Annotated in this window: 24 protein-coding genes; 9 read left to right on the plus strand and 15 right to left on the minus strand. The window is 61.4% G+C overall.

The features are described from left to right. The 7 genes from DSM107133_RS00970 to ade form a co-directional block, all read right to left on the minus strand. Positions 1-1,254 (minus strand): glycosyltransferase family 4 protein, encoded by a 1,254-nt coding sequence (locus DSM107133_RS00970; protein WP_114292949.1) that lies wholly within the window; start codon positions 1,252-1,254, stop codon positions 1-3. A gap of 40 nt (positions 1,255-1,294) precedes the next feature. Continuing rightward, the gene (locus DSM107133_RS00975; protein ID WP_114292950.1) at positions 1,295-2,266 is read right to left on the minus strand and encodes a GlxA family transcriptional regulator; all 972 of its coding nucleotides are present in this window, start codon (positions 2,264-2,266) and stop codon (positions 1,295-1,297) included. Between the two features lie 56 nt (positions 2,267-2,322). Next, a complete protein-coding gene (locus DSM107133_RS00980) occupies positions 2,323-2,727 on the minus strand; it encodes a thioredoxin family protein (RefSeq protein ID WP_114292951.1) in 405 nt (134 codons plus the stop codon). Positions 2,728-2,804: 77 nt separating this feature from the next. After that, entirely contained in the window at positions 2,805-3,674 is an 870-nt protein-coding gene (locus DSM107133_RS00985) for a DMT family transporter (RefSeq protein WP_114292952.1), read from the minus strand. A gap of 173 nt (positions 3,675-3,847) precedes the next feature. After that, positions 3,848-4,135, minus strand: a complete 288-nt coding sequence (locus DSM107133_RS00990) for an HU family DNA-binding protein (RefSeq protein ID WP_028955749.1) — start codon at positions 4,133-4,135, stop codon at positions 3,848-3,850. A 151-nt stretch (positions 4,136-4,286) separates the two neighbouring features. Beyond that, the gene (locus DSM107133_RS00995; protein ID WP_114292953.1) at positions 4,287-5,750 is read right to left on the minus strand and encodes an AMP nucleosidase; all 1,464 of its coding nucleotides are present in this window, start codon (positions 5,748-5,750) and stop codon (positions 4,287-4,289) included. Next, complete coding sequence (gene ade / locus DSM107133_RS01000; RefSeq protein WP_114292954.1) at positions 5,747-7,549, minus strand: adenine deaminase; 1,803 nt, start codon at positions 7,547-7,549, stop codon at positions 5,747-5,749. The genes DSM107133_RS00995 and ade overlap by 4 nt, the downstream gene beginning before the upstream one ends. Positions 7,550-7,636: 87 nt before the next feature. Here ade and arsC point away from each other — a divergent pair, with 87 nt between their 5' ends. Both arsC and DSM107133_RS01010 read left to right on the plus strand, forming a co-directional pair. Next, on the plus strand, positions 7,637-8,062 hold the full coding sequence (arsC, locus tag DSM107133_RS01005) for an arsenate reductase (glutaredoxin) (RefSeq protein WP_114293104.1): 426 nt from the start codon (positions 7,637-7,639) through the stop codon (positions 8,060-8,062). 35 nt (positions 8,063-8,097) lie between these two features. Next, the gene (locus DSM107133_RS01010) at positions 8,098-8,520 is read left to right on the plus strand and encodes a glyoxalase (protein WP_114292955.1); all 423 of its coding nucleotides are present in this window, start codon (positions 8,098-8,100) and stop codon (positions 8,518-8,520) included. Here the strand turns inward: DSM107133_RS01010 and DSM107133_RS01015 are convergent. Continuing rightward, positions 8,487-9,407, minus strand: coding sequence for a LysR substrate-binding domain-containing protein (locus tag DSM107133_RS01015; protein ID WP_114292956.1), 921 nt, complete (start codon positions 9,405-9,407; stop codon positions 8,487-8,489). The two genes, DSM107133_RS01010 and DSM107133_RS01015, sit on opposite strands and share 34 nt — an antisense overlap. A 105-nt stretch (positions 9,408-9,512) precedes the next feature. On the opposite strand from DSM107133_RS01015, the gene DSM107133_RS01020 reads away from it, so the two are divergent. The 6 genes from DSM107133_RS01020 to DSM107133_RS01045 all read left to right on the plus strand — a co-directional run bounded on the left by DSM107133_RS01020 (position 9,513) and on the right by DSM107133_RS01045 (position 15,827). Next, a complete protein-coding gene (locus tag DSM107133_RS01020) occupies positions 9,513-10,265 on the plus strand; it encodes a class II aldolase and adducin N-terminal domain-containing protein (RefSeq protein ID WP_114292957.1) in 753 nt (250 codons plus the stop codon). Between the two features lie 13 nt (positions 10,266-10,278). Next, positions 10,279-11,439 carry an acyl-CoA dehydrogenase family protein gene (locus tag DSM107133_RS01025; protein ID WP_114292958.1) on the plus strand — a complete coding sequence of 387 codons (1,161 nt, stop codon included), beginning with the start codon at positions 10,279-10,281 and terminating at the stop codon, positions 11,437-11,439. A gap of 65 nt (positions 11,440-11,504) precedes the next feature. Then, positions 11,505-13,520, plus strand: coding sequence for an acetate--CoA ligase family protein (locus DSM107133_RS01030; protein ID WP_114292959.1), 2,016 nt, complete (start codon positions 11,505-11,507; stop codon positions 13,518-13,520). A 3-nt stretch (positions 13,521-13,523) separates the two neighbouring features. After that, positions 13,524-14,303, plus strand: coding sequence for a carnitinyl-CoA dehydratase (locus DSM107133_RS01035; RefSeq protein ID WP_114292960.1), 780 nt, complete (start codon positions 13,524-13,526; stop codon positions 14,301-14,303). Between the two features lie 77 nt (positions 14,304-14,380). Continuing rightward, on the plus strand, positions 14,381-15,232 hold the full coding sequence (locus DSM107133_RS01040; protein ID WP_162792000.1) for an SDR family oxidoreductase: 852 nt from the start codon (positions 14,381-14,383) through the stop codon (positions 15,230-15,232). A gap of 7 nt (positions 15,233-15,239) precedes the next feature. Further along, the gene (locus tag DSM107133_RS01045) at positions 15,240-15,827 is read left to right on the plus strand and encodes an exopolysaccharide biosynthesis protein (RefSeq protein ID WP_114292963.1); all 588 of its coding nucleotides are present in this window, start codon (positions 15,240-15,242) and stop codon (positions 15,825-15,827) included. A 7-nt stretch (positions 15,828-15,834) separates the two neighbouring features. Here the strand turns inward: DSM107133_RS01045 and dxs are convergent, their stop codons facing one another. From dxs to DSM107133_RS01070, 5 genes are all read right to left on the minus strand, one after another. Further along, entirely contained in the window at positions 15,835-17,763 is a 1,929-nt protein-coding gene (dxs, locus tag DSM107133_RS01050) for a 1-deoxy-D-xylulose-5-phosphate synthase (RefSeq protein WP_114292964.1), read from the minus strand. Positions 17,764-17,777: 14 nt separating this feature from the next. Further along, the gene (locus DSM107133_RS01055) at positions 17,778-18,638 is read right to left on the minus strand and encodes a polyprenyl synthetase family protein (RefSeq protein WP_114292965.1); all 861 of its coding nucleotides are present in this window, start codon (positions 18,636-18,638) and stop codon (positions 17,778-17,780) included. Positions 18,639-18,642: 4 nt separating this feature from the next. After that, entirely contained in the window at positions 18,643-18,885 is a 243-nt protein-coding gene (locus DSM107133_RS01060) for an exodeoxyribonuclease VII small subunit (RefSeq protein WP_114292966.1), read from the minus strand. Positions 18,886-18,970: 85 nt separating this feature from the next. Beyond that, the gene (locus tag DSM107133_RS01065; protein WP_114292967.1) at positions 18,971-19,672 is read right to left on the minus strand and encodes a response regulator; all 702 of its coding nucleotides are present in this window, start codon (positions 19,670-19,672) and stop codon (positions 18,971-18,973) included. Then, on the minus strand, positions 19,669-20,181 hold the full coding sequence (locus DSM107133_RS01070) for a MarR family transcriptional regulator (protein ID WP_114292968.1): 513 nt from the start codon (positions 20,179-20,181) through the stop codon (positions 19,669-19,671). Before DSM107133_RS01070 ends, DSM107133_RS01065 begins: the two co-directional genes overlap by 4 nt. A gap of 159 nt (positions 20,182-20,340) precedes the next feature. Here DSM107133_RS01070 and DSM107133_RS01075 point away from each other — a divergent pair, with 159 nt between their 5' ends. Further along, entirely contained in the window at positions 20,341-21,210 is an 870-nt protein-coding gene (locus DSM107133_RS01075; RefSeq protein ID WP_114292969.1) for a branched-chain amino acid aminotransferase, read from the plus strand. A gap of 123 nt (positions 21,211-21,333) precedes the next feature. Here DSM107133_RS01075 and DSM107133_RS01080 read toward each other — a convergent pair whose 3' ends face one another. Continuing rightward, a complete protein-coding gene (locus DSM107133_RS01080) occupies positions 21,334-22,290 on the minus strand; it encodes a cyclase family protein (protein WP_114292970.1) in 957 nt (318 codons plus the stop codon). A gap of 87 nt (positions 22,291-22,377) precedes the next feature. Continuing rightward, positions 22,378-22,971, minus strand: coding sequence for a cob(I)yrinic acid a,c-diamide adenosyltransferase (gene cobO, locus DSM107133_RS01085; protein WP_114292971.1), 594 nt, complete (start codon positions 22,969-22,971; stop codon positions 22,378-22,380). Position 22,972 lies beyond the last annotated feature (1 nt).

The raw sequence follows: 22,972 nt of genomic DNA on the forward strand, positions 1-22,972 counted from the left end.
CTAGGCGGGCAGGGCAATCGCTTTGTCTGCCGGCACCAGCGCGTTGATCTGGCGCAGATGTTCGGGCAGGCAGACCGTCAGGAAATCATAGGTTTTCACCACATGCGCGCGCGCATTCGGCCCGATATGCGCATAGGCATCGGGGCGGGCCAGAACATCGACGACCTGGGCGGCAAGGGCCGCAGGGTCGAAGAAATCCACCAGCAATCCGGTTTCACCATGCGTAATGGCTTCTTGCACGGGGGCCACATCACTGGCGACGACGGTGGCCTGCATCGACATCGATTCCAGTAGCGACCACGACAGCACAAAGGGCATGGTCAGATAGATATGGCACCGGCTGATCTGGATCAGCTTTTGATAGGATTCATAAGGCACCTGACCCAGAAAATGCACGCGGGACCAATCGACGCGGTCCCCCACTTCGGCCTCCATCTGGCCGCGCAGGCCGCTGGGGTGTTTTGATTTGCCGCCATAGGAGGTGTCATTGCCACCCACCACCAGAACACGGGCTTGGGGCCGTGCGGCCAGAATGTCAGGCAAGGCTCGCATGAATTGATGAAAGCCGCGCGTGGTCTCAAGATTTCGGGACACGAAGGTGACGATTTCATCGGCCCGTGTCAGAGGGCGGTCGAGCCGGCCCAACCCCAATTGGACATCAGGATCGGGCAGCAATTTGTCGGTGCGGATACCATCATGGCAGACATACATCTTGTCATGAAACCGTGCCGGAAAGCGGTTCTTTTGCCACTCGGTCGGGCATTGTGCCAGCTCGACCCGATCAATATTGACGTCCGGCACCGTGTTATGGGCCTGCATGATGAACGGAGAATGGGCGCTGGGCGGGCTTGAAGGTTCAAAGCCCACAGGGCCGCCGGTGACGCTGTAATAATATTCAAAAAATCCGATGACCGGCACGTCGGGAAGGATTTCCTTCATAAAAGTCAATTCGCCCCAACCGACGTGGCCAATGATGATGTCGGGTATCCAGCCTTCCTTGTCGCGCAATGTTTGGGCGGCCATGGCGCATCCAAAGCCCGAGCCCGCGGCGTTTTCCCATGTTTTCACGAGTTCATAGGCGTCGTCGGCGGCACGATGATGGGGTTGGTAGATAACGGTTCGCACGCCTTTCATCACCGGAGGTTTCTTGCGTTGGGTCAGAAAAATGATGTCGTGATCGTTGGTGTCGGCCAGCCATTGCACAAATTCGCGATATTGGCCGGGCATGTTCTGGTGCACAAAAAGAAGTTTCATTGAAATACCTTGGGACTGATCGGCCAAGTCTAGCGTAGGTCTAGGTGGTCCACAATAAATGGGTTCCGCGTATTTCCTGACCCGGGCTCAGGCCGAAATTGGCCCGGTAGCATTTCGAGAAATGGGACAGAGATTGGAACCCGCAGGCCACACAAATGTCGGTCACGCTCATCGCGGTTTGCCGCAAAAGGCCGCGCGCCTTTTCCAGTCGCAGGCTGAGATAGTGACGCTTGGGCGACACGGCGAGGTATCTGGCAAAAAGACGTTCCATCTGGCGGGTGGACAGCCCGACCAGATCGGCAATTTCATCGGGGCGCAGCGGGTCTTCCAGGTTGTTGGCCATCGCCTGTAGCGCCAGTGCCAGTTTCGGATTGCGCGCCTCGACAGGGCCGCCTGCCGACATCCGTTGCGCATGTTCCTTTTGGCGCGGGTGGGTGTACACCATCTGGTCGGCCACCCATGTTGCCAGATCCTGCCCGTTTTCGTCACGGATGCGGGCCAGCATCATGTCCATGGACGCGGCGCCGCCCGCTGTGGTGAACACCCGCCCGTCAATGGTGAACAGTCCCTTTTCGACAATCACATCCGGCAGCAGTTCGCTCAGCGCATCGCGGTATTGCCAGTGTGTAACCACCCGTTTGCCTGCCAGCAAACCGGCCAGCGCCAACGTATAGGCCCCTGACGATAACGCGCCAAAATCAATGCCGCGCCGGGTTTCGCGACGCAGCCAGTTCAGGATGGGTTTGGTGCTGCCGGCGCCCGCCTTGTCACCGGCGCAAACCACAAGCGTGTCGTCGCGCCGCAGCTCGGTGAGGGGGCCGTCGACGACAGTGGTGATGCCGTTATAGGCCGCCACGGGGGCGCCATCTTCGCTCAGCACGGTCCAGCTGTAATAGGTCTGATCCGAAGGGTGCAGGTTGGCAAGGCTCAGCGCTTCGAGCGCGCAGGCAAAGCCCAACTGGCTGTATCCGGGGATCAACAGGAACACATAGCGACGCGGAACAATTTTCATGAACGCAGGCTAGCGTGCGCTGTTTCGCGCTGGCTGTTCTGAAAACGACCTGCGGTTCAGCTTGCGGCCAATGCGGCGTCCATCAGGCTGCGGATCTTGCGCGCTTCGGGAGCGTTCACCAGACGGGCAACTTCGGTGCCGTTTTTCATCACCAACAGGGTCGACCGGCGCGCGACTTTCAGCCGTTCGGCCATGCGCGAGCGGCCATAGGTGTCCCAGTTCACGTCGATGAATTGCAAGCTGCCGTATTTGGGGTTTTCAGAAATGGCCTGGGCGATCAGCTCTTGTTTGATCTGGCAGGTCAGCGACCAGTTGGTGCGAAAGTTCAGGATCACGACCTGATCGGTCACGCGCACTTCATCCCAAAGCGCGGGCGAGAATGTGCGGACCTGAAAGGCAGAGGCCATATGGGGCAGGACGAGGGCGGCAGCGGTGGCGGTTAAAAAAGCGCGGCGGTTCATCAAAGGCTCCGTTTGAAATACAGGCCCAGTCTAACGGGTGTCGCGCGCGGGTCTCAATGGTTTGCGCGGCGCAGGGGTCAGGTTTTTGCGGCGCGTGACAGTTGTACCGCAAGGATGCCCAACCCGATGATCGCGACGCCCAGAATGTCATGCGCGCCCAGTTTCTCGCCCAGCAAAGCGGCCGCGATGGCCACGCCAAAGAACGGATTGAGAAAGTGGAAGGTCGCAGCCTTGACCGCGCCGATGCGCTGGACCAGCGCAAACCAGATGTAAGTGGCCAGCAGGCCGGGGGCCAGCATGGTGTAAACAAAGGCGACAACCAGTTCCGGTGTCAGGGTCACACGCACGGTTTCGGTCAGCGCCGAAGCAACGGCCAGAAACGCGGCGCCCACGAACATTTGCAGCCCGACGACCATCATCAGATTGCCGCCCGACGATGCCCCGCGCATCGACAGCGTGGCCACGGTCAGCGAACCGGCTCCGATCAGGCACAGGGCCACACCGCGCATGTCCACGCCTGCATCCATCCGCGCCGACATGATGATGATGACGCCGACAATCCCCATCAGCAGCCCGATCATGCCGGCCAACGGCAACCGGTCGCGAAACACGATCCAGCCCGCTGCGGCCACCATCAGCGGCATGGTCGAGGCGATGATCGACGCCAGCGAGGCTTGTACGGTCTGCATCGCGAAAAAGTTCAGGCCCAGATAGATGGCGTTCTGGCACAGTCCAAACACAAAGGTTGCCCGCCATTGGTCGCGCGTCAGGTTCCAGCTTTGGCCCATCATACGCGCAAGGGCGACGCCGATCATGCCGGTCAGAAAGAACCGCAATGACAACGAGGCCAGCGGCGATGCATCGGCCACGATGATCCGTGCCGAGGTAAAGGCCGACGACCAGATCAGGGCAAAGATGACGCCCATAAAGATTGCTTTGATGTCCATGTCGGTAGGGCGTCCTGAGGTTGCCGGATCTGGCGACCTTTTCGCAATTGGTGCCAAGGGGCAAGGTGCTGGCAGGATAATGCAGCCGGATCGGCCGCGCGCAGGGCGTCATCCCGAAACAACAAAGGGCCGCCCCAGGGCGACCCTTTGCATAACTCAAGTCACAGACAAGGTTAGCCGTTCACGCTGTCTTTCAGCGCTTTGGCGATTGTCATTTTGACAACCTTGTCGGCTTCTTTCTTGAACTGCTCGCCGGTGGCAGGGTTGCGCACCATGCGCTCGGGGCGCTCGCGGCAATAGATTTTGCCAACGCCGGGCAGGGTAACGGCACCGCCGCCGGACACTTCACGAGTGATCAGCGCGCAAACTGCATCCAGCGCTGCGCCTGCGGATTTCTTGTCTGTCCCCATGTCCTCGGCCAGTGCGGCGACGAGTTGGGTCTTTGTCATTGGTTTTGCCATTTTATGGTCTCCTTCGTCCGCCCGAATTATAGGGCCTCACGCCCGTAGAGTAACGGAATGTTGTATATGAACACAACGAATAGTGGTCCAAGACAAGCGGTAATCGTTCATTTTCCGCTTATTCCTGCCGATTTTTCTAAGATTTTGCCGATCAGAGGAAGGCCGTCTCGTCAAAAGACCGCAATTTCCGGCTGTGGATACGTTCCAGTGGCATCTTGCGCAACCGCTCCATGGCGCGAATTCCGATCATCAGATGGCGTTGCACCTGCGTGGTATAGAACTCTGACGCCATGCCGGGCAGCTTCAATTCGCCGTGCAATGGCTTGTCAGAGACGCACAGCAAGGTGCCATATGGCACGCGGAACCGGTAACCGTTGGCGGCAATCGTGGCGCTTTCCATGTCCAACGCGACCGCGCGCGATTGCGACAGGCGGGCGACGGGGCCGGACTGGTCGCGCAGTTCCCAGTTCCGGTTGTCGATGGTGGCGACAGTGCCCGTTCGCATGATCCGCTTCAGGTCGAATCCTTCCAGCGCCGTCACCTCGCCCACCGCTTGTTCCAGCGCGATCTGGATTTCAGCCAGTGCGGGGATCGGAATCCACACTGGCAGGTCGTCGTCCAGAACGTGATCTTCGCGCAGATAGGCGTGGGCCAGCACAAAGTCGCCCAAGGCCTGCGAATTGCGCAGGCCGGCACAGTGTCCGACCATCAGCCACGCGTGGGGGCGCAGCACCGCGATATGGTCGGTTGCGGTTTTGGCGTTGGACGGACCGATGCCGATGTTCACCAGCGTGATGCCGCTGCCGTCCTTCCGCTTGAGGTGGTAGGTCGGCATTTGCGGCATCTTCACCGGCTCTGTCAGCGGCTGGTCACCTGCCGTGATCACCGCGTTGCCGGTCGAGACAAAGGCAGTATAGCCGCTGTCGGGATCATCCAGTTGCGCGCGGGCAAATGCCTCAAACTCCGAGACATAGAACTGGTAGTTGGTGAACAGCACAAAGTTCTGGAAATGCTCGGGATCGGTGGCGGTGTAATGGGCCAGCCGCGCCAGCGAATAGTCGACACGCTGGGCGGTGAACGGGGCCAGTGGGCCGACGCCATCCGCCGAGGTGTAGGTGCCGTTCACGATGTCATCGTTGGTGGTCGACAGGTCCGGCACGTCAAAGACATCGCGCAGGGTAAAGTCGGCAGCGCCCTGTTGCGGCACCTGAATGGCGGCGTCCGATCCTACGGCAAAATGCACCGGAATCGGGGTGTCCGATGCGCCGATGTGCACCGGCTGCCCGTGGTGGTCGATCAACAGGCCGATCTGCTGGATCAGATAGTTGCGAAACAGGTCTGGCCGCGTGATCGTTGCTGCATAAATACCGGGTGTTGGAACGTGACCAAAGCTGAGACGGGTGTCGACCTGCGCATAGCTCAACGTGGTGACGCGCACCTCGGGATAGAACGCCCGCACGCGCGCGTCGGGGGCGCCTTCGGACATCGCGCTCAGGAACTGCGTGCGCAGGAATGTGGTGGCGGCGGTGTACAGCTCTTGCAGGTAATCCACTGCGGCCGTCGCATCGGTAAAGCTGCGTGGGTGGCCGTCGTCCGGTGTCAGAATGCGGGTCATGTATGTGTCTCTATCACGGGCTTGAATTCAAAGGTACGCACATCGACCAGGCCAAGGTCCGAGATGCGCAGTTCGGGGATCACCACCAGCGCCAGCAGCGAATGCTGCATATAGGCGTTGTTCAGCGTGCAGCCGCAGGCACGCATGGCCTCCATCATCGCATCGGCCTTGGCGGCGACTTCTTGGGCGGGGCTGTCGGACATCAGGCCGGCAATCGGCAGGTTGACCAGCGCCAGTTCCACGCCGTCCTTGAACACGGTGATACCCCCCCCGACCTCGCGCAAGCGGTTGGCGGCCAGCGCCATGTTGTCGGCGTCAGTGCCCACCACGATCATATGGTGACTGTCATGTGCCACGGTCGAGGCCATCGCCATCTGACCCTCGTATCCAAACCCTGAGACAAAGGCGTTCACCACACCACCCGTGGCCTGATGCCGTTCGACCAGCGCGATCTGACACACTTCACCCGTGGCCTGAACCCGACCTTCGGTGACGGGCAATTCGAATTGCAATGCCTTGGTGGGGGCCTGGTTTTCGACCACGCCGATCACGTTGGCAGTGACAGCATTGGCGCCCTTGGGCGCAGCAATGCGGAAGTCATCCGCACGCAGATCACGCGCCATGTTCACAGTCTGCCGTGCGGTATCGGGCCAGTCGTAATGCGGGCAATCAACGCAGATTTCGCCGTTGATAGAGACTGTTTTGCCCCGCGCAATCACATGTTCAATGGGCAGCGTCTTCAGATCCGAGGTCAGGATCACATCCGCCCGCCGTCCAGGGGTCAACGAGCCGATTTCGCGCTCCAGACCAAAGTGGGTGGCGGTGTTGATCGTCGCCATCTGCAAGGCCACCAGCGGATCACAGCCGCAGTCGATGGCATGACGCACCACGCGGTTCATGTGTCCGTCATTCACCAGCGTGCCGGAATGGCAATCGTCGGTGCACAGGATCATGTTGCGCGGGTCCAGCCCTTTTTCGGTGATCGCGGTGATCTGGCTTTGTACATCATACCACGCGCTGCCCAGCCGGATCATCGACCGCATCCCCTGACGCATCCGCGCAATCGCGTCCGCCTCGCAGGTGCCTTCGTGATCGTCCGCAGGGCCGCCCGCCACATAACCCGCAAAGGCAGGACCCAGATCGGGCGAGGCATAGTGCCCGCCCACGGTCTTGCCCGCCCGCTGTGTCGCCGCGATCTCGGCCAGCATCTTGGGGTCGGCGTTGCTGACACCGGGAAAGTTCATCATTTCACCCAGACCGATGATGCCGGGCCACGCCATCGCCTCGGCCACGTCCTCGGGCGAGATTTCAAAGCCGGTGGTTTCCATGCCGGGCGCGCTGGGCGCGCAGCTGGGCATTTGGGTAAAGATGTTCACCGGCTGCAACAGCGCCTCGTCATGCATCATCCGCACGCCGTCCAGCCCCAGCACGTTGGCGATCTCGTGCGGATCGGTGAACATGCTGGTCGTGCCGTGCGGAATGACCGCGCGGGCGAATTCCGCAGGCGTCAGCATACCGCTTTCGATGTGCATATGCGCGTCACACAGACCGGGGATCATGTAGCGGCCCTGTGCCTCGATCACCTCGGTGTCGGGCCCGGTGCAATAGCTGGCGTCGGGCACCACACAGGCGATGCGGCCGTGGGTGATGGCGATGTCATGACCATCCAGCACCTCGCGGGTGTGGACGTTGACCCATTTGCCACCCTTGATGACGGTCTGCGCAGGGGTGCGGCCCGTGGCCACGGCGATCAGGTCGGCGGCCACATCGGGCCACGAGGGGAAGGGGATATGTTCCATGCCCCATTTGTTCCAAAGTCGCTGGCGGGTGCAAGGGGCTGTCTGCGCATTCTTGAAAACGTCATGAAACTGCGGCAAGGGCTGTGCATGGATATTGTCATCTTTCACAACCCCGCCTGTGGCACCTCGCGCAATGTGGTGCAGATTGTTCGTGACGCGGGCTATGATCCGACCGTCATCGAATATCTTGATGCCGGATGGACCCGCTCGCAGCTTTTGGTGTTGTTCGCGGCTGCAGGGATGACACCGCGTGATGCGTTGCGCGTTTCCAAATCTCCGGCGGCTGAATTGGGGCTGCTTGAGGACGGGGTCAGCGATGATGCGCTGCTGGATGCAATGGTCGCCCATCCGATCCTTGTGAACCGTCCCGTCGTGGCCTGCGTACAGGGGGTGCGGCTGTGCCGACCGTCGGGCGCTGTGCTGGACCTGCTACCCGAATGGCCGCCCGCACCCTACGTCAAGGAAAACGGAGATCTGTTGATTGATGCCGATGGCAACCGTTTGCCGGAATGACTTGACGATACGCACCAGTTTGGCAACGGTGCGGCATGGATTATGAAACGATTTCCCCCGACTCTTTTGGCCGCACTCTGCGGGGCATGGGCCTGAACCTTCTGGTGCGCAATGTCCGCGCGCATGTTGCCTTTTTAGAGACTGTTTTTGACATGTCTGCGCATCGTGTGTCGGATGATTTCGCAATCATGGTTTATGGCGACCAGCTGTTCCAGCTGCACAGCGATGGCACCTATGGCACCCATCCGCTTTTGGGTCTGTTGCCCGAAAATCCACCACGGGGGGCGGGACTGGAAATCAGGCTGTATGAAACCGACCCGGACGTGGCTACGCAGCGCGCGGAAGCGGCTGGCGGCACCATCCTGCAAGAACCGATGGACAAGCCGCATGGCCTGCGCGAGGCCAGCATCCTGTGCGCCGATGGCTATGTCTGGGCGCCGTCGCGCCCCAAATCATAGCCTGCTGCCGGATAATCTGCGGCCATTTCCTCTTTGATCCATCTGGCAAAGGCGCGGGCCTGAGGGTTGTCTTCGGCCTGTGGGCCCACGGACAGATAGTAAGCCTCTTGCATCTGGGCGGACCCCGCAAAGGGGCGTACCAGACGGCCCGCCGCAATCGCATGGCGTGCAGCGCAATCATGGGTCATCGCCAGCCCCGCGCCAGCCTCGGCAGCGGCCATTGCGGTGGCCAGAACCTGCGTATGGGTAACGCGCGGAACCGGGACCGGAGGCAGGCCAACACCCTCGGCCCATGCGTCCCAGGTGGTCAGCATCGCGGTGCAATAGTACAGGCGGTGGCGGGCAATATCGGCCAGTGAAACCTGATAGTCGGACGCACAGACGGGATAGAACCTGTCCCAGGTCAACCGCTCGGCTGGACGATCGCGGGCGGGGGCCATCAGAAAGCGGATTTCGATATCTGCCATGTCGCCCCGCTCCATCGGATCCCAGATGGCAGTGTTGATCTGCAAATGCAGATCGGGATGGCGGGCGTACAGGCGCGGCAGGCGCGGTGCCAGCCAGCAGGTCGCAAAGGTCAGGTTGCACTGTACCTTCAGGGCATCCCGCGCATCGCCATCGACCAGCATCCGCGTGCCCCGGCTGAGCGTCTGAAAGGCGTCGCGCACAACGGGCAGGTAATTCAGCCCCGTCACCGTCAGTTCCAGCGCCCGTGGGCGGCGGTAAAACAGCGGCTGTCCCAGATAGCCCTCAAGCGATTTGATCTGCTGGCTGACCGCGCTTTGCGTCATGTTCAGCTCCCCCGCCGCTGCGGTGAACGACAGATGCCGCGCCGCCGCCTCGAAGGCGCGCAGCTGGTTCAGCGGGGGCAGGGCGCGGGTATTCATAAATCAGTCATTAGCATTGCTTATGCAATGGCGACAGTTTTTTCGTTGGCTATCCGGTCCCGCCCTCGCCACCATACGCAAAAGCCACAACCGGAGAGCTGACCCATGTCCGTCACCCAGATCCGCCCCAATATGGACCACATGCAGGAGCGCGTGGACCTCGCCGCCGCCTTTCGCTGGACCGCGCGGCTGAACCTGCACGAAGCGGTGGCAAACCATTTTTCGCTGGCAGTGAACGACGACGGGACAAAGTTTCTGATGAACCCCAACCAGATGCATTTCTCGCGGATCAAGGCGTCGGACCTGATCGAGATGGATGCGAATGACCCGGACAGTATGGTCGGCGTCGACGCGGACCCGACCGCCTGGGGCCTGCACGGCGGCATCCACCGTCATTGCCCGCACGCACGCTGCGCGATGCACGTCCATTCGATCCACGCCACGGTGCTGGCATCATTGGCCGACAGCCGTCTGCCGCCCATCGATCAGAACTGTGCCACCTTCTTCAACCGCTATGTGATCGATGACGGCTATAACGGGCTGGCCTTCGAGGACGAGGGCGAACGCTGTGCGCGGCTGTTCGATGATCCGAAGAAAAAGGTCATGATCATGGGCAACCACGGTGTGATGATCATTGGCGATACGGTCGCAGAAACCTTTAACAGGCTCTATTATTTCGAACGCGCGGCCGAGACATATATCCGCGCGCTGCAAACCGGACAGCCCTTGCGGGTGCTGTCGGACGAGGTCGCGGAAAAGACTGCACAAGAGGTCGAAGACTATCCCGAGCAGGACTTGCGCCATCTGGCCGAGCTGAAAGCCATCCTTGACGAAGAAGGCTCGAACTACGCGAGCTGATAGGAATACACACATGATTTACGGTCTGACGGACGAGCAGACGATGATTGCGGACACTGTCCGCAGCTTTGTCGAGCACGAGATTTACCCGCACGAGGAGCTGGTCGAGCGCACCGGCGAAGTGCCTGCGGAGATTGCGCAGGAGATCAAGAAAAAGACACTGGATCTGGGTTTTTACGCCTGCAACTTCCCTGAAAGCGTCGGCTGTGCGGGGCTGAACCACGTTGAATTCGCGCTGGTCGAGCGCGAACTGGGGCGCGGATCGATGGCGCTCAACCATTTCTTCGGGCGGCCCCAGAATATCCTGATGGCCTGCGAGGGCGAACAGATCGACCGTTACCTAATGCCGGCCGTGCGCGGCGAGCGCATGGATGCGTTGGCGATGACCGAACCAGGTGCCGGATCGGACGTGCGCGGCATGAAGTGCAACGCGGTGCGCGACGGCGGTGACTGGGTGGTGAATGGCACCAAACATTTCATCTCGGGCGCGGACCATGCGGATTTCATCATCGTGTTCATCGCCACGGGCGAGGACCAGACGCCAAAAGGCCCTAAAAAGCGGATTACGGCCTTTTTGGTGGATCGGGGCACGCCGGGGTTCACCATTCGCGATGGCTACAAATCAGTCTCGCATCGCGGTTACAAGAACATGATCCTTGAGTTTGACGACTGCCGCCTGCCAGACGCGCAGGTGTTGGGCGAGGTGCATGGCGGGTTCGAGGTGATGAACACATGGCTCTATGCCACGCGGATCACGGTTGCGACCATGTCCGTGGGCCGTGCGCGGCGGGTGTTTGACTATGCGCTGAACTACGCCGCCGAACGTGAACAGTTCGGGCAGAAGATCGGCAAGTTTCAGGGCGTGTCCTTTCAACTTGCCGACATGATCACCGAGATTGACGCCGCCGACCTGCTGACACTCGCCAGCGCCGACCGGCTGGACAAGGGGCTGCCTGCGAACCGCGAGATCGCCTCGGCAAAGCTGTTTGCCAGCGAGATGTTGGGGCGCGTGACGGATGCGGCGATACAGGTGCACGGCGGGATGGGGTTGATGGACGACTATCCGCTGGAACGGTTCTGGCGGGATGCGCGGGTCGAACGGATCTGGGACGGGACCAGCGAGATCCAGCGTCACATTATCAGCCGCGAGTTGTTGCGTGCCCTGGGCGCATAGGCGGGGGCCAGCCCCCCGGCCTGCGGCCTCCCCCCGGGATATTTCTGGCCAAAAGAAGGTGCAGTATGGCGCGTGATCTATCGCGGTTGTTGCGGCCACGGTCGATTGCCGTGGTGGGTGGCGGCGCATGGTGTGCGCAGGTCGTGAAACAGTCTCTGCTTATGGGATTTTCGGGCGATATCCATATTGTTCACCCAAGAGGCGTGGTGGTCGAGGGGATCGCGTCGGTGCCGACGGTAGAGGCGTTGCCACAGGTGCCTGACGCGGTCTTTGTCGGGGTGAACAGGCACCTGGCGATTGATGTGGTTGCGCGTCTGGCGCGGATGGGGGCCGGAGGGGCGGTTTGCTTTGCGTCCGGCTTTGCCGAAGCGGTGGCAGAAGATGCCGCTGCGACGGATTTACAGGCGCAACTGCTGGCTGCGGCGGCCGATATGCCTTTGTTAGGGCCGAACTGCTACGGGTACATCAATGCGTTGGACGGGGCGCTGTTGTGGCCCGACACGCATGGGTGCGCGCGGGTCGGGGCGGGCGTGGCGATTTTGACGCAAAGCTCGAACATCGCGATCAATGTGACAATGCAGCTGCGCGGGCTGCCGATCGCCTATGTTGTGGCATGTGGGAATATGGCGCAGACGGCGCAGGCGGATATCGCGCTGGGGTTGCTGGATGATCCGCGTGTGACGGCCATCGGGATGCATATCGAAGGGTTCGGCGATACGGGTGCCTGGCACCGGCTGGCGGTGCGGGCCACCGAGCGTGGCGTTCCGTTGATTGCGCTGAAGGTTGGCGCATCGGAACAGGCGCAGCGGGCGACGGTGTCGCATACGGCGTCACTGGCAGGCGGCGATGCAGGTGCCGCTGCCTTGCTTGCGCGTCTGGGGATCGGTCGCGTGCGGGATTTGCCGACCTTTGTCGAAACGCTGAAGCTGCTGCATGTGGCCGGACCGCTGGATGCGCCGACGCTGTCGTCGGTGAGCTGTTCGGGCGGCGAGGCGAGTCTGGCGGCAGATACGGCGCATGGGCGGGCGGTGACATTTCCGGCTCTAACACAGGTACAGAGGGCTGTTTTAAGCGAGGCGCTGGGCCCGATGGTCGCGTTGTCGAACCCGCTGGATTACAACACCTATATCTGGCGTGATGCGGCGGCAATGGCGCGGGCCTGGGCGCCGATGGCTGCGGATCATATCGGGTTGACCCTGCTGATTGTGGATTATCCACACACCGATGCGACGGATTGGGAATGTGCGACGCTGGCGGCACTGGACGTGCGCGCGCAGACCGGACGACCCGTAGCGGTTGTTGCGACATTGCCCGAGTTGATGCCCTTGGCTGTCGCCCAGAGACTGATAGCGGGCGGTGTGGTGCCGATGAACGGGCTGACCGAAGCGATTGCCGCAGCCGAAGTTGCTGCGCATCTGGGTGCGCCTGTGGAGCAAGCGCCGTTGCCGTCTGGTGAGGCCCGCGATGGCGTGATGCTGAGCGAGACGGAGGCGAAAGCGGCCCTGTCAGAATATGGGGTGATAATCCCGAAATCAGTCTCTGTTAAAGCGAATTTTGTTCCTGAATTGACCGGATTGAGTCCTCCCCTTGCGGTCAAGAGGCTGGGGTTGGCACATAAAACCGAAGCGAATGCTGTACGGTTAAACGTCGCCTTGGATCAGGTGCCGGGAATTCTGGCAGGGTTGCCGGGCGACGGGGCCATTGTCGAAGAGATGGTAACCGATGGCGTCGCGGAAATACTGGTGGGTGTCACCCGTGATCCGGCGCACGGATTCGTTTTGACACTGGGCGCTGGCGGGGTGCTGACCGAGATACTCGCAGACACTGTTTCGCTTTTGGTTCCCGCGGATGAAGCCGCAATAAAACAGGCTCTGGCAAGGCTGAAATGCGCCCCGTTGCTGTCCGGATATCGTGCCAAACCTGCCGCTGACATCGACAGCATCGTGGCCGCGGTCATGGCGGTGCAATCCTATGTGATTGCACAGGCCGATGTGATCAGCGAGGTTGAGATCAATCCGCTGATATGTACCCCGACACGCGCCGTCGCTGCCGACGCGCTGATCCGAATTGCAAAGGACTGACAGATGGACCCGATCAAGACCCGCCGCGACGGTGCAATTTTTCATGTGACACTGGACCGCCCCAAAGCCAATGCGATTGATCTGGCGACCAGCCGGATCATGGGAGACGTCTTTGCCGGTTTCCGTGATGACCCCGATCTGCGGGTGGCGATTGTCACAGGCGGGGGCGACAAGTTCTTTTGCCCGGGCTGGGATCTGAAGGCGGCGGCCGATGGCGACGAAGTAGATGCCGATTATGGTGTCGGTGGTTTTGGCGGATTGCAGGAACTGCGCGGAATGAACAAGCCGGTGATTGCCGCCGTGAACGGGATTTGCTGCGGTGGCGGGCTGGAGCTGGCGCTGAGCGCCGATATGATTCTGGCGGCAGATCACGCGCAATTTGCCCTGCCCGAGATCCGTTCGGGTACGGTGGCGGATGCGGCCAGCGTGAAGCTGCCCAAGCGGATTCCCTATCATATCGCCATGGAACTGCTGCTGACCGGGCGCTGGTTCGATGCGGCCGAGGCGCACCGTTGGGGGATCGTGAACGAAGTGTTGCCCGCAGATGCGCTGGATTCGCGGGCATGGGAGCTGGCGCGACTGCTCGCATCGGGACCGCCGCTGGTCTATGCCGCAATCAAGGAAATCGTGCGTGATGCCGAGGATGCCAAGTTTCAGGATGCGATGAACCGGATTACCGGGCGGCAGTTGCCAACTGTCGATGCGCTTTATGCCTCCGAGGATCAACTGGAGGGCGCGCGCGCCTTTGCCGAGAAACGTGATCCGGTCTGGAAGGGGCGCTAACGTTCGATCCAGATTGCGACCCTCGTTCATAGGGCAAGGGGCTTGAACATGATGCCGCGGCGGGGCACCTATGGGTTATGAACAAGACATTGCTTTCCTTCGGACATGGCTATTCGGCGCAGGCTTTGGCGGCGGTGCTGATCCCGCAGGGATGGCGGGTGATTGGCACCACGCGCAGTGCGGACAGGGTCGGCGAGATCGGCCAAACCGGTGTTACACCGCTGGTCTGGCCGGGCGGGGACGTGATGCCCGCGCTGGCCGAGGCGACGCATGTGTTGATTTCGGCAGGGCCGACGGCACAGGGCGATCCGGTGTTGAATGCGCTGCACGGTGCGATTGCCGCCAAGGCAGGTGACTTGCAATGGCTGGGGTATCTGTCGACCACGGGTGTCTATGGGGATCACGGTGGCGATTGGGTGGACGAAGCCACGCCCCTGACCCCGACAACCCAACGCGGACAATGGCGCAAGCAGGCCGAAACGGACTGGCGCGCCATTCCCGGCCTGCCCCTGCATATTTTCCGGCTTGCGGGCATTTATGGCCCCGGTCGCGGACCTTTTGAAAAGGTGCGCCAGGGCACGGCGCGGCGGATCATCAAAGAGGGTCAGGTGTTCTCGCGCACCCATGTCGAGGACATCGCGCAGGTTCTGGCGGCGTCAATTGCCCAGCCGGACCCCGGAACTGCCTATAACGTCTGCGACGATGATCCTGCCCCGCCGCAAGAGGTGATTGCCCATGCCGCGACATTGCTGGGGATGCCGGTGCCACCGGCCATTCCGATCGAGCAGGCGGATATGACGCCTATGGCGCGCAGTTTTTATGCCGAAAGCAAACGGGTTCGGAACGAACGGATCAAAGAAGCGTTGGGTGTTCGGCTGCGTTACCCAACTTACCGCGAAGGACTGGCCGCCCTTTTGAAAGACGGCTGATCCGAGAATGCCCAGTTTTGACGACAAGACGCTGACGCATCTGCTGGATGCGATTGACAACGCTGCAGACGGCACGGTGGTGTCGGTGCGCGAGATTTTGGGTGCGATTGGAGATCGGTCGATCATGCCCCTTGTTCTGGCAGTGTCGATCCTGATTGTCTCACCCTTGTCCGGTATTCCGACGGTTCCGACCTTGTCGTCGGTCATTTTGCTGGTTCTGATGGGGCAGGCCTTCGGGCGGCGGCGGCATTTGTGGTTGCCTGACTTTCTGCTGCGTCGCGAACTGTTGGCACCGCGGGTCAAGACGGCGACGGGCTGGCTGAGGCGGCCCTGCGCGTGGCTGGACGCACATGCGCGTCCACGGCTTAGGGTGCTGACCTCTGGCGTGTTGCGACCGCTGACGCTGGTGGTGTGCATGGTGACGGCGGCTACGTTGCCGTTTTTCGAAATCCTGCCCTTCGTGTCGTCGTTCAGCGCTGGTGCGATTGCGATGATCGCCTTTGGCGTGATTACCCGCGACGGTCTGTGGGTGCTGGCAGGCTATGTGCAGGTTGCCGTTCTGGCCGGTCTCGCGGTCTGGGTCTGGCCGGGTTAGAGCCTGTTCAGGCCCGTTCCACGCCGATCTGTGACACACCCAGAACGCTCAGCACCTTGGCCTCGATGTCCGCTGCACTCAGTTGCGCGGTGGCGTACATGTCGGCAGGGCTGGACTGGTCGATAAAGATGTCAGGCAACACCATCGAGCGGAACTTCAGGCCATCGTCAAACACGCCCTCATCGGCCAGCAGTTGCGCCACATGGCTGCCAAAGCCGCCAACGGCGCCTTCTTCGATGGTGATCAGCGCCTCGTGGTCGGCAGCCAGTTGCAGGATCATGTCGCGGTCCAGCGGCTTGGCGAAACGGGCGTCAGCGATGGTGGGTGTGATCCCTTTGGCAGCCAGACTTTCGCAGGCGGCTTCGACTTCGCTCAGACGGGTGCCAAAGGACAGGATCGCCACGCGCGACCCTTCGCGGATCATGCGGCCCTTGCCGATTTCCAGCGGGGTGCCGCGTTCGGGCATTTCAACGCCGGTGCCTTCGCCGCGCGGAAAACGGAACGCAATAGGGCCGTCGTTATGGGCAGCGGCGGTGGCGACCATATGGGCCAGCTCGGCCTCGTCGGCGGCGGCCATCACCACGAAACCGGGCAGGTTGGCAAGGAAAGCCACGTCAAACGCCCCCGCATGTGTGGCACCGTCTGCCCCGACAAGGCCCGCGCGGTCGATGGCAAAGCGCACCGGCAGGCGCTGGATCGCCACGTCGTGTACCACCTGATCGTAGCCACGTTGCAGAAAGGTTGAATACATCGCGCAAAACGGTTTCATCCCGCCGGCAGCCAGCGCCGCCGAAAAGGTCACGCCATGCTGTTCGGCTATGCCCACGTCAAAGCAGCGGCTGGGATAGCGTTCGGCAAACAGGTTCAGGCCGGTGCCGTCGGGCATCGCGGCCGTGACCGCGCAAATCTTGTCATCCGCTGCGGCCTCTTTCAGCAGATGCTGGGCAAAGACGCTGGTATAGCTGGGCGCGTTGCTGGGGGCTTTTTTCTGTTCGCCGGTGATCACGTCGAACTTGGCGCGGGCGTGGCCCCTGTCGGCAGAATGTTCTGCGGGGGCGTATCCCTTGCCCTTTTTGGTCAGCACATGGATCAGGATCGGGCCGGTGGCGCGGGCCTTGACGGTGCGCAAAACGGGCAGCAATTGATCCATGTCGTGGCCGTCGATCGGCCCGAGATAGGAAAACCCAAGCTGTTCGAACAGGGTGCCGCCCACGGTCATGCCCTTGAGCATGTCCTTGGCCCGACGCGCGCCTTCGCGGAAGGGGGGCGGCAGCAGGCTGACAGCGCCCTTGGCGGCGGCTTTCAGGTCTTGAAACGGTTCTTCGGCATACAGGCGCGACAGATAGGACGACATTGCGCCAACGGGCGGGGCGATGGACATTTCGTTGTCGTTCAGAATGACGATCAGACGTTCGCCCAGATCGCCCGCGTTGTTCATCGCCTCATAGGCCATGCCCGCGCTCATGCTGCCGTCACCGATCACGGCAATCGCGTCGCCCAACCCCTCGGGCGTGACACCGCCCAGATCGCGCGCAACGGCAAAGCCGAGGGCCGCACTGATCGAGGTGCTGGAATGGGCCGCGCCAAAGGGGTCATAAGGGGATTCGCTGCGCTTGGTGAAACCCGAAAGCCCGTCTTTTTGGCGCAGGGTGCGGATGCGGTCACGGCGTTCGGTCAGGATCTTGTGTGGATAGCATTGGTGGCCCACATCCCAGACGATCTTGTCGCGGGGGGTGTCGAACACGGCGTGCAGGGCCACGGTCAGCTCGACCACGCCCAGACCTGCACCCAGATGCCCGCCGGTGACCGATACGGCTGACACGGTTTCACGGCGCACCTCGTCGGCCAGTTGATGCAACTGGGCGTCGCTGAGGTGTTTCATGTCAGCGGGGCGCTGGATTGTATCCAGCAGGGGGGTGTTTGGGCGGTCCGTCATAGGGCGGCCTTCTGTCATTTCTCGCGGCGGATGACAAATGCGGCGGTTTCGCGCAGCACGTCGGCATCTGGTCCATAAGTATCTAGGGCGTCGCAGGCAGATTGCACCAGTTCGGATGCGCGGCGTTTCGCCCCGTCCAGACCCAGCAGCGAAACAAAGGTGGCCTTGCCTGCCTCGGCATCCTTGCCGGTGGCCTTGCCGACGGTGCTGGCATCGCCGGTTATGTCCAGCACATCGTCGGCAATCTGGAACGCCAGCCCCATCGCCTGTGCATAGGTCCGCAGCGGGGTGGTGTCTGCACCGGCCATGCGTGCACCGGCACAGGCCGACCATTCGATCAGCGCGCCGGTCTTGCCGCGTTGCAGATATTCGATTTGCGCAAGGGTCAGCGGCACGTCGGCGGTTTCGGCGGCGATGTCCAGCGCCTGACCCAGCACCATGCCCCGTTGCCCTGCGGCCAGCGCCAGCGTGTGCGCCAGATCGGCGCGGGCGGGGCCGACTGAGTCGTGGGTAACCAGCTCGAAGCTGAGCGCATGCAGCGCGTCACCGGCCAGCATGGCCGTCGCCTCGTCCCATTTGACGTGAACGGTGGGCTGGCCCCGGCGCATGTCGTCGTTGTCCATGCAGGGCAGATCGTCGTGGACCAGCGAATAGGCGTGCATCGCCTCGATCCCCGTCGCGGGCCATATCGCCGTGGCCGGGTCCAGCCCGTGCAGCCGCGCCGATTCCAGCACCAGAAAGCCGCGCAGCCGTTTGCCGCCTTGGGTGGCGTGCGCCATCGCATGGGTGACGGGCACATCGTCCAGACTGTTCAGAACGGTGTCGAATTGCGATTGGATCTGCGTGGTGGCCTGTGCCAGCCGGTCGGAAAACATGAGCCTATTGAATGTCGGCGGGCGTGGTGCCGGTGGGATTGCCGTCGCTGTCCAGCGTGATGGCGGCGACCTTTTCCTCGGCCTCTTTCAGCTTGGCTTCGCAGCGGGCTTTCAGCGCCGCGCCGCGTTCATACAGCGTGATCGACTGATCCAGCGCCACGTCACCGCGCTCAAGCTGGCCCAGAACCTGCTCCAGCTCGGCCATCGCCTGTTCAAAGCTCATCTCGTTCACGGGTGTATCGGTCATCGCGCCGCGCCTCTTGTTATTTCTGGGTCAACATAGCGGTCTTCGTATCCCGATGCCAGACGCACAAGCCGCAGTTTTTGCGCAGTTAGTCGGGGGCCAGCATATAGCCCGCCCCGCGCACGGTTTGCAGATATCGCGGCTGTTTCGGATCGCTTTCGATCTTGCGGCGCAGGCGGGTGATCTGCACGTCAACCGCGCGTTCCTGTGCCTGTCCGCGGTCACGGCCCAGTTCCTCGACCAGCTTGGCGCGGCTGATCGGATTGCCCGGTTGGGCGGAAAAAATCTTCATCAGCAACATTTCGGTGCCGGTCAGGCGCACGATGTCCTGACCTTGCCACATCTCGCCGCGTTCAAGGTCATAGCGGATGTCGCCAAGATGCAGGATCTTGGGCATGCTGTCTTCTGCGGGGGTTTCGGGCATACGCCGCAGCACGGCATTGATGCGCAGCAGCAGCTCCTTGGGCTCGAAGGGTTTGGGCAGGTAATCGTCTGCCCCGGCCTCGAAACCCTCGATGCGGGCATCGGTTTCGCCGCGCGCGGTCAGCAGCAGGATCGGTGTGGTCTTGGTTTCGCGCAACGACCGGCACAGGCTGAGGCCGTCTTCGCCGGGCATCATCACGTCCAGAATGATCATGTCGAAATCCAGCCCCGTCAGGATGCGCCGCGCGTGCTGCGCGTCGCGGGCAGCGGTTACCAGAAATCCGTTCCGTATCAGGAATTTCTGCAACAGGGTACGAATACGCTCGTCGTCGTCAACAACCAGCAGGTGGACGTCGAAATCGCTCATGCGCCGTTTTCCTTCAGGCGCGCATAGGCGCGGCGCATTTCCGGGTCCATCATCGCTTCGAGCACGCGGCGGAAACCGCCAACGGCGTCTGGCCCGGCCTCGCGAAAGGCGGCGCGCATACGGGCGCGTTGGGCATCGGACAATTGCTGTTCCAACGCGCGGCCCGCATCGGTCAGGTGCAGGTGACGCTCGCGTTTGTCGGTTTGGCCCACTCGGCTTTCCACCAGCCCGTCAGCGATAAGGGTGCGCAGCACGCGGTTCAGCGATTGTTTGGTCACGCCCAGAATGTTCAGCAGGTTGTTCACCGTCGTGCCCGGAGCACGGTTGATAAAGTGCACCGCGCGATGGTGCGCACGCCCGTAAGCCATATCCGCCAGAATACGGTCTGGATCGGCGGTAAACCCGCGATAGGCAAAGAACATCGCCTCGATGCCCTGCCGCAGTTGTTCGTCAGTCAGAAACAGCAGGCTTTCGCCGCCCAGTCCCGAACCCATGCCGGTGTCACGCATTTCTCGTGGCCTCGCTCGTCTTGTGTGACCAAGAGCTTACGTCAGTGTTGTTGACATTCCAAGAGCCAAGGGCTATCGAATCAAAGGTTTTGCGCAACAAAATGTCCGCACCGGTCATAAATGCGCAATATTGGGAAAACAAACAGAGGGATGTGACCGATGTCTGGCGCATATGATGATCGTGACGGCAAGATCTGGATGGATGGTAAACTGGTCGACTGGCGCGACGCAAACGTTCATATTCTGACACACGCTCTGCACTATGCCTCGTCGGTATTTGAAGGCGAACGCTGCTATGACGGCAAGGTGTTCAAAAGCCGGGAACATTCGCAACGCCTGCTGAAGTCGGGCGAGTTGATGGACATGGAGATTCCCTATTCCGTCGACGAGATCGAAGCCGCCAAACGCGCGACACTGGATGCCAACGGTCTGACCAATGCCTACCTGCGGGTTGTGGCGTTCCGCGGTGCGGGCGAGGACATGGGCGTTGCCGCATCGCGCAACCCTGTCCGCATGGCTGTGACCTGCTGGGAGTGGGGCAACTATTACGGTGACGCCAAGATGAAAGGCGCCAAGCTGGACATCGCCAAGTGGAAGCGCCCCAGCCCCGAGACCATCCCCGTCGCAGCCAAGGCTGCGGGTCTGTATATGATCTGCACCATGTCCAAACATGCGGCCGAAGCCAAAGGATGCTCGGACGCGATGTTCCTGGATTACCGTGGCTATGTGGCGGAAGCGACCGGCGCCAATATCTTCTTTGTCAAAGACGGTGAAGTGCATACGCCGCTGCCGGATTCGATCCTGAACGGTCTGACCCGTCAGACGGTGATCGGCATGTTGAAAGACCGCCAGATCAAGGTACACGAGCGCCACATCATGCCCGAAGAGCTGGAAGGGTTCGAACAATGTTTTCTGACCGGATCGGCGGCGGAAGTGACGCCGGTGGGCCAGATCGGTGATTTCAATTTCGAGGTCGGGGCGCTGACGCGCGAGATCGCGGAAGGTTATGAAAAGCTGGTGCGCGCCTAAGGGTCGGAGGGGGCTCTGCCCCCGGCGCTTTCGCGCCTCCCCCGGAGTTTATCGGGCAAGATGAAGAGACGGGCGCGCGCCATAGGTTTGGCCGCGCCCGTTTTTTTGGTTTGGTACGTTGGTTCAGTACAGGGCGACGGGGTTGATCATCGCCTGTACGGTGCCGCGAATGCGGGCCTGGCCCAGCACGAACATGAATTCGTTCACGCCGTCATCCAGGATCGGGCCGGTATTCATCGTTTCAAGGATGTAGATACCGTTTTGTTGCAGGAAAATGACGTGCCCGTAAAAGGTGCCGTCGCCTTCGACGGCGGGCACGGCTTCAAGCCCCCATGTGTCGGCGCCCACAGCCATCGGGTCGAGCGAGGCGACATATTCGGCGCCTTCGTTGGTCAGGCCGGGTTCGCCGGACACCCATGCGGTGGGGTCCTGGGTGAATTTGCCCTGTGTCCAGCCGGTGTGGAACAGGATGATGTCGCCGGGGTTCATGGTGACGTTTTGCGCCTCCATCGCGGCTTTGATGTCTTCGGAGCCAAAGCCCTGACCCGCGTCCATCACATCGGTGCCAAAGTGTTTGGCCATGTCGACGATCACCGCGCGCCCGACCAGTGGCGGCACGTCATGGGTGCCAAGTTTGGCGAGGCCCGTGATCACGCTGATGTCTTTTTCATCCAGACAGTTATAGTACAGCCCGTTTTCACCCAGGTGGCCAAGGCCGTCGAGTTGCGAGCCGATGCCGATCCATGTGTACAGGATGTCATCGTTATAGTTGCCGGGATAGCCGAAGGCCTCAAGCTTGACGCCGCCCTGTTGGTTCGGCTGCACCACTTGCAGGCTGAGCGAGCGGGGCGGAAAGGCAGGGGTTTTGGCGTCGATGGTGATGCCAAGCGGCATGGATTTGCCCTGTTTGATCAGCTTGGCAGCTGCCAGCGTGCGTTCGGTACTGACGTGGTTGGCGGCACCGATGGTGTCATCGGCGCCCCATTTCGACGATATGCAGGCGGAATGTGCATCAGCCAACGCTGTTGTGGCCGTCAGCGCAAGCGCTGTTACGGCGGCGAAAGTGGTTTTGAAAGTCATTTATAGTTCCTCCCTGATGCGCCACGAGAATCGCGTGACGCAGGGGAAGACTACCACAGGTTGAGGAGGTCGGCGCGTGACGCGGCGTCAGTAGTCGACGCCGCGCTGTGCCTTAATGCCCGCCTGGAAGGGGTGTTTGACCTCGGTCATTTCCGTCACAAGGTCGGCGTAGTCCATCAATTCCGGCTTGGCGTCGCGCCCTGTCAGGATCACGCTGGTACGTTCGTTGCGCGCCTTCAGCCCGTCGATGACCGCCGCGATGTCCAGATAATCATAGCGCAAGGCGATGTTGATTTCGTCCAGCAGGATCAGGTCATAGTCGCCCGACTGCATCATCTCGCAGGCCTTTGCATAGGCGGCAGTGGCGGCGGCAATGTCTCGGTCGCGGTCCTGTGTGTCCCAGGTAAAGCCTTCGCCCATCGTGTGCCATGTGACTTCGGGCAGGTTCTTGAAAAAGCGGCGCTCGCCGGTGATCCATTTGCCTTTGATGAACTGAACGACGCCAACTTTCTGGCCCCACCCCAAAGCACGAAGTGCAACGCCGAAGGCGGAAGACGACTTGCCCTTGCCATCGCCCGTATGGACCAGAATCAGACCGCGGCCCGGGTCTTCGGTCTGGGCGATCTTTTCGCGCTGCTTGGCTTGCAGGTCCTGCATCTTGGATTTGTGGTCTTCTGTCATG

This window comes from Pseudosulfitobacter sp. DSM 107133, from assembly GCF_022788695.1.
In the GTDB taxonomy this organism is placed as follows: domain Bacteria; phylum Pseudomonadota; class Alphaproteobacteria; order Rhodobacterales; family Rhodobacteraceae; genus Pseudosulfitobacter.